The organism is Rhabdothermincola sp. (assembly GCF_036846205.1).
GTDB lineage: Bacteria > Actinomycetota > Acidimicrobiia > Acidimicrobiales > Acidimicrobilacustridaceae > Rhabdothermincola.
Genome location: NZ_DAIUCK010000109.1, coordinates 4,247 through 10,171 on the forward strand (window position 1 = coordinate 4,247; position 5,925 = coordinate 10,171).

Consider the following 5,925-nt stretch of genomic DNA (forward strand, 5'->3'; position numbering starts at 1 on the left):
GGCCGACGGTAAGGTCTGCGGCCGTGAAGGCAGCCAAGGTCCTCATCCTTGCCATCGCGCTCGTCGGTGGAGTGCTGGCGTTGAACGCCTGCGGCAACGGCGACGACGCCGCCACGCCGAGCGATCCGACGTTGGCCCGCGGCCAGCAGGTGTTCCGCCAGAACTGCGCCACCTGTCATGGCGCCAAGGGTGGGGGCGGCAACGGGCCGCGGCTCGCCGGGGTGGTCGTCAGCCGCTACCCGAACATCGAGGACCAGATCGCGGTCATCACCGAAGGCCGGGCCGGTATGCCCTCGTTCGGCCAGCAGCTCTCCGCCGAGGACATCCGGGCGGTAGCCACCTACGAACGCAGCCTCTGACTCTTTCGACTGTCAGACCCCCTCGCTAGCATCAGCGCACGCTCGATGGCCGGCGACACGGCCGTCCTTCCCACCGTCAACGCGCACGGTCCCGTCCTGGCTCCGATGCGCACCATGCGGTCGAGGAGGGCCTCATGCTCGCCACCGTCACGTCGGCCACCCTGTTGGGCGTCGACGGTCATGCCGTCTCCGTCGAGGTCCACGTCTCGAGCGGCCTGCCGTCGTTCACCGTGGTCGGCCAGCCCGACAGCTCCTGCCGCGAGGCGCGCGACCGCGTCCGGGCAGCGATCCTGTCCAGTGGGTTGTCGTGGCCGCAGCGCCGGTGCACGGTCAACCTCGCTCCCACCGGCTTGCGCAAGATCGGCGCCGGCCTCGACCTGGCGATGGCGGTCGGGGTGCTGGTCGCCACCGAGCAGTTGCCGCCGTCGGTCGCCGAGGACGTCGGCTTCGTCGGCGAGTTGGGCCTCGACGGGGCGCTCCGCAAGGTTCCCGGTGTGCTGCCCCTCGTCGACGCCGTCGAGGCGAAGGTGGTGGTCGTGCCGCCGGATGCGCGGGTGGAGGCACAGCTCGTGGGGCGGCACGAGGTTCGCATCGTCGGCAGCCTCGGTGAGCTGGTCAGCTGCCTCCGGGGCGACATCTCGTGGCCCGCGGTACCGCCGTTGGACCAGGTGCCCCCCGAGGACCTCGGCCCCGACCTGCGCGACGTCCACGGCCAGCCCGTCGCCCGGCGCGCGCTCGAGGTGGCCGCGGCGGGCGGTCATCACCTGTTGATGGTGGGGCCGCCCGGCGCGGGCAAGACCATGCTCGCGAAACGGCTGCCGGGCCTGCTGCCCGAGCTCGACGGTGCCCAGGCGCTGGAGGCCACCCGCATCCACTCCGCGGCCGGCGCGCCACTCCCTCCGGGTGGGTTGGTTCGCCGGCCCCCGTTCCGTGCCCCGCACCACGGCGCCTCGGCGGTGGCGCTCATCGGTGGCGGGTCGGGCCAGCTGCGACCCGGTGAGATCTCCCTGGCCCACGAGGGGGTGCTGTTCCTCGACGAGTTGGCGGAGTTCCCTGCCCACGTGCTCGATACGCTGCGCCAGCCGCTCGAGGAGGGCGTGGTGCGCCTCGCCCGGGCTGACTCGAAGGTGCTGCTGCCGTGCCGCTTCCAGCTCGTGGCGGCGATGAACCCGTGCCCGTGCGGCCTGCGGAGCTCGCCGGACGCCTGCCGCTGCTCGGATCTCCAGCTCGCCCGGTACTGCCGGCGGATCTCGGGCCCGCTGCTCGACCGGTTCGATCTGCGGGTCGACGTGCTGCGGCCGGACCCGCTGGAGCTGCTGAGCAGCGCGCCTTCGGAGCCCAGCCGGGCGGTGGCCGAGCGGGTGCTCGCCGCCCGCCAGCTCGCCTGGCGGCGGGGGGTGCGCGCCAACGCGGAGCTCGACCAGGCCGACCTCGATCGGTGTGCGCCGCTCTCACGAGCTGCGGCCCGCAAGCTCGAGGCTGATCTGCGGGCCGGTCGGCTCACCGGTCGCGGGCTGCAGCGAGTCCGCCGGGTGGCGCGAACGATCGCCGACCTGGCGGGCCACGGCGGTGAGCTGTCGGTGGAGCACGTCGCGGAGGCGTGCGCGTTGCGCACGGAGCCGTCGTTCCTCGTCCAGCGGCTGGCGGGCTGATGCCCGATACCACCGAGCTGCCGACCGAAGCGCACCTGCTGGCGCTGGCGTCGCTGCCGCAGATGGGTCCCGCTCGTCTGAGCGCGCTGGTCGAGGCGGTCTCGCCGGCCGAGGCGTGGCACGAGCTGTGCCGGGGTGCGGTGCCAGGGGGCGGCGTCCGGGAGCTGCTGGGTGCCCCGGGAGCGGCGGTGGTCGCGGCCTGGGCTCGCCGGGCGAGCGAGCTCGACGTGGGTGAGCTGTGGCGACATCACCTCGAGGCCGGTGTCGAGGTCTGCGGCGTGAGTTCCCCTGCCTATCCCGAGCCGTTTCGTGGCGAAGAGCACCCTCCGCCCCTGGTGGTCCTGCGCGGCGACCGCCGGGTCCTCGATGGGCCGAGAGTGGCGGTGGTCGGCACCCGCGACTGCACCCGCTACGGCCGTGACGTGGCCTTCGAGCTCGGTCGCGACCTCGCGGCTGCCGGCGTGCGGGTCGTGTCGGGGCTGGCGCTCGGGATCGACGGTGCGGCCCATACCGGGGCGCTGGAGGCCCGGGCCGCCCCACCGGTAGCGGTCGTGGGCAGCGGGCTCGACGTGGTGTACCCCCGCCGCAACCACAGCCTGTGGCGGGCGGTGGCCGACGCGGGCCTGCTGATCTCGGAGCACCCCCTCGGCACCTCGCCCGCGGCCTGGCACTTCCCCGCGCGCAACCGGTTGATCGCCGCGCTGGCCGACATCGTCGTGGTGGTCGAGTCCCACGCCCGGGGCGGCGCGCTGCACACCGCCACCGAAGCGGCCCAGCGTGGGCGGCCGGTGATGGCCGTGCCCGGCTCGGTCCGGGCCCACGCGTCCGAGGGCACGAACCGTCTCTTCGACGAAGGCGCCCACGTGTGCCTGGGCGCGGGTGACGTGCTCGCGCTGCTGGGGCTCGACACGCCCGCCCGACGGCGGGGAGAAGACCCACGCCCGGTACCGGAGCCGGCCGACGCCCGGGTCCTCGAGCAGATCGGGTGGGAGCCCGTCGCCCTCGAGCAACTCGTGTTGCGCACTGGTCTGGAGCTCGGCTCGCTCGTGCTGGCGCTCGACCGGCTGGAGGCGGCTGGATGGGTGGCCCGCCGGGCGGGCTGGTTCGAACGGGTGGCCCACGATGGCCGCTGACCGGCTCCGCCCGCTCCGTGCTCGGCCCTCCTCAGCGCGGCGGCGAGCGCCGGGTACCGTGGGCCGGGATGGCCGAGCCCGGGTGGCTGCTCGAGGAGTTCGAGGCCGCGCTCACCGCCGCGTCACCTGCCACGGTCCGCGCCTACCGGAGCGACCTCGAGGCCTTCACCGAGTGGGCGGCGCGTCTCGGTGCCAGCGGCCCGTCAGCCATCGACCGCAAGGTGCTTCGCCGGTACCTGGCCTACCTCGGCACCCGCCGCTACGCACGCCGCACCGTCGCCCGGAAGGCCTCCGCGCTGCGCCGGTACTTCGCCTGGTTGCATCGCACGGGTCACCTGAGCGCCGACCCCGCAGCGGGTCTCTCCGCCCCGGCGGGGGAGGGGCGGCTGCCCCGGGTGCTGCGCGACGAGGAGTTGAGGGCTCTCCTCGACGATCCACCAGCGTCCACGTCGAGCGACGAGCCGGCCATCCGACTGCGCGACGATGCGGTGCTCGAACTGCTCTACGGCAGCGGCCTACGGGTGGCGGAGCTCTGCGGCCTGCGGCCCGACGACCTCGACCTCCTCAACCGCACGGTGCGTGTGTGGGGCAAGGGCTCACGGCAGCGCCAGGTCCCGCTGAGCGAACCGGCCTCGGCGGCCATCGACGCCTGGCTCCGGTGCGGGCGCGACCAGCTCATCACCACCGACACGCCTGTCGACGCGGTGTTCCTCAACCGGCGTGGGCGCCGACTGACCCCGCGGGACGTGCGGCGCATCCTCGACCGCCGCGCGCTGTCGCCGACCCATCCCCATGCGTTGCGCCACACGTTCGCCACCCACCTCCTCGACGGGGGCGCCGATCTGCGAGCGGTGCAGGAGCTGCTCGGTCACGCCGACCTCGGCACCACGCAGCACTACACTCATGTGAGCAAGGAACGGCTGCGGCGCGTCGTCGAGTCGACCCACCCGCGAGCGTAGGACCGGTGGTGGAAGACCAGGCAGCAGGTCACATCGAACGGTTATGGGTCGACTACAAGGCCACGGGCGCGCGCGAGGTACGTGACGAGCTGATCGTGCACTACTCGCCGCTGGTGAAGTACGTGGCGGGCCGGGTCGCGGTGGGGCTGCCCCACAACGTGGAGCAGTCCGACCTGGTGAGCTACGGCATCTTCGGCCTGATCGACGCCATCGAGAAGTTCGACCCGGCGCGGGGCTACAAGTTCGAGACCTACGCGATCGCTCGTATCAAGGGGGCGATCCTCGACGAGCTGCGCTCGATCGACTGGGTGCCTCGCTCGGTCCGGGCCAAGGCTCGGGCCCTCGAGAAGGCGTTCGCCAAGCTCGAGAGTGAGCTGCACCGCGCTCCCACCGACGAGGAGCTCGCGGCCGAGCTGGACATGACCGACGAGCAGTTGCAGACCACGCTCTCGCAGATCTCCTTCGTCGGGCTGGTGGCGCTCGACGAGATGCTCTCGGTGGGCGGCGACCGGGGTGAGTCGCTGACGCTCGGCGACACCATCGCAGATGCGGGTGAGGGGCCGGTGCAGGCCTACGAGGTCGAGGAGATGCGCCAGATCCTCGCCGAGGCCATCAACCGCATGCCCGAGCGGGAGAAGATCGTCCTCACCCTCTACTACTACGAGGGTCTGACCCTCGCCGAGATCGGCCAGGTGCTGGGCGTCACCGAGAGCCGGGTGTGCCAGATACACACCAAAGCGGTGCTCCAGCTCCGGTCGCGGATCCTGGCCCAGGAACGCGAGCCGGCCTGAGCACGAGCCCCGACTCGGGGCCCCATCTCGCCGGCCACGCCTGAACTCGGGGTGACGCCCCCTCACGGCCCTCGGCCGCACTTCCCCCCCGGTCCCGTCTCCCCGGGGAGGTGCCCGTCCCGTGGCCCACCGTGTGCCCTGCCGCGCCCAGATCGGCGCGGCCGCCGTGTTCGTCGTCGCGCTGTCCGCCGCCATCGCGCCCGCAGGCCACGCGCTCGCCACACCACCTCGTTACCGGCCGCCTGTCGAAGCGCCGGTCGCGGATCCCTTCCGCCCTCCGGCGACCCGCTTCGGGCCGGGCAATCGGGGGATCGACTATGCCACCGAGCCGGGTACCCCGGCGCGGGCGGTCGGCGACGGCGAGGTGATCTTCGCCGGTCCGGTGGCCGGCACCTTGCACGTCACGGTGCGCCACCCCGACGGCCTGCGGTCGAGTTATTCGTTCCTCGAGGCAGTGGACGTGCGGATAGGCGACCGAGTCAGGCAGGGCGAGGTCATCGGCACCGCCGGGCCGATGCTGCACCTCGGCATCCGCGATCGCGACGGCACGTACCTGGACCCGGCCGCACTCTTCGCCGGTGCCCATCCCGTTCGGGCCCGGCTGGTCCCCGGCATCGAGGAAGGGGAGAGGCCGTTGCGGGAGCGCAGAGCCTTTCTGGAGGTGATCCTCGACCACCTGGACTCGCCCTACCGGCTGGCAGACATGATGGTCGACGTCAGCGGGCAGCGGGCCCGGCTCCTGCTCCACTATGCGGTCGAGCTGCGGGTCGAGACCCGGCTGGCCCGCATCGCCATGGGCGTGGAGCGATGGCGGCGGAGCCGTGGTGACTGCACCCCGCCCACCACGACGCCACCACGACCGGAAGGCCGGCGCATCGCCATCCTGGTGGCCGGGTTCGGCTCGACCAGCGAGGGAAGCGGCATCGACCGCACCGACACCGCGGCGCTCGGCTACGCCCCCGGCGACGTGGTCCGGTTCTCCTATCGGGGTGGGCGGATCCCCGCCGAAGGGCTTACCGACTCGCTGGCCG

General features: G+C 73.0%; 6 protein-coding genes. All 6 read left to right on the top strand.

The features are described from left to right. Positions 1 to 23 precede the first annotated feature (23 nt). Positions 24 to 359, top strand: coding sequence for a c-type cytochrome (locus V7004_RS13630; RefSeq protein WP_334144648.1), 336 nt, complete (start codon positions 24 to 26; stop codon positions 357 to 359). A gap of 134 nt (positions 360 to 493) precedes the next feature. Next, positions 494 to 2,011, top strand: a complete 1,518-nt coding sequence (locus tag V7004_RS13635; RefSeq protein ID WP_334144650.1) for a YifB family Mg chelatase-like AAA ATPase — start codon at positions 494 to 496, stop codon at positions 2,009 to 2,011. After that, the gene (gene dprA, locus V7004_RS13640) at positions 2,011 to 3,144 is read left to right on the top strand and encodes a DNA-processing protein DprA (RefSeq protein WP_334144651.1); all 1,134 of its coding nucleotides are present in this window, start codon (positions 2,011 to 2,013) and stop codon (positions 3,142 to 3,144) included. The genes V7004_RS13635 and dprA overlap by 1 nt, the downstream gene beginning before the upstream one ends. 68 nt (positions 3,145 to 3,212) lie before the next feature. Continuing rightward, positions 3,213 to 4,103, top strand: a complete 891-nt coding sequence (locus tag V7004_RS13645; RefSeq protein ID WP_334144652.1) for a tyrosine-type recombinase/integrase — start codon at positions 3,213 to 3,215, stop codon at positions 4,101 to 4,103. A 5-nt stretch (positions 4,104 to 4,108) separates the two neighbouring features. Further along, positions 4,109 to 4,894 carry an RNA polymerase sigma factor WhiG gene (gene whiG, locus V7004_RS13650; RefSeq protein WP_442968068.1) on the top strand — a complete coding sequence of 262 codons (786 nt, stop codon included), beginning with the start codon at positions 4,109 to 4,111 and terminating at the stop codon, positions 4,892 to 4,894. Positions 4,895 to 5,015: 121 nt separating this feature from the next. Beyond that, positions 5,016 to 5,925 (top strand): murein hydrolase activator EnvC family protein (locus V7004_RS13655; protein WP_334144654.1); only part of this gene is annotated, 910 nt, incomplete at its 3' end.

What these genes read in the sequence shown, in the direction of transcription:
- V7004_RS13645 (WP_334144652.1), top strand. Translation starts at nt 3,213, where the DNA reads ATGGCCGAGCCCGGGTGGCTGCTCGAGGAGTTCGAGGCCGCGCTCACC.
- dprA (WP_334144651.1), top strand. Translation starts at nt 2,011, where the DNA reads ATGCCCGATACCACCGAGCTGCCGACCGAAGCGCACCTGCTGGCGCTG.
- V7004_RS13635 (WP_334144650.1), top strand. Translation starts at nt 494, where the DNA reads ATGCTCGCCACCGTCACGTCGGCCACCCTGTTGGGCGTCGACGGTCAT.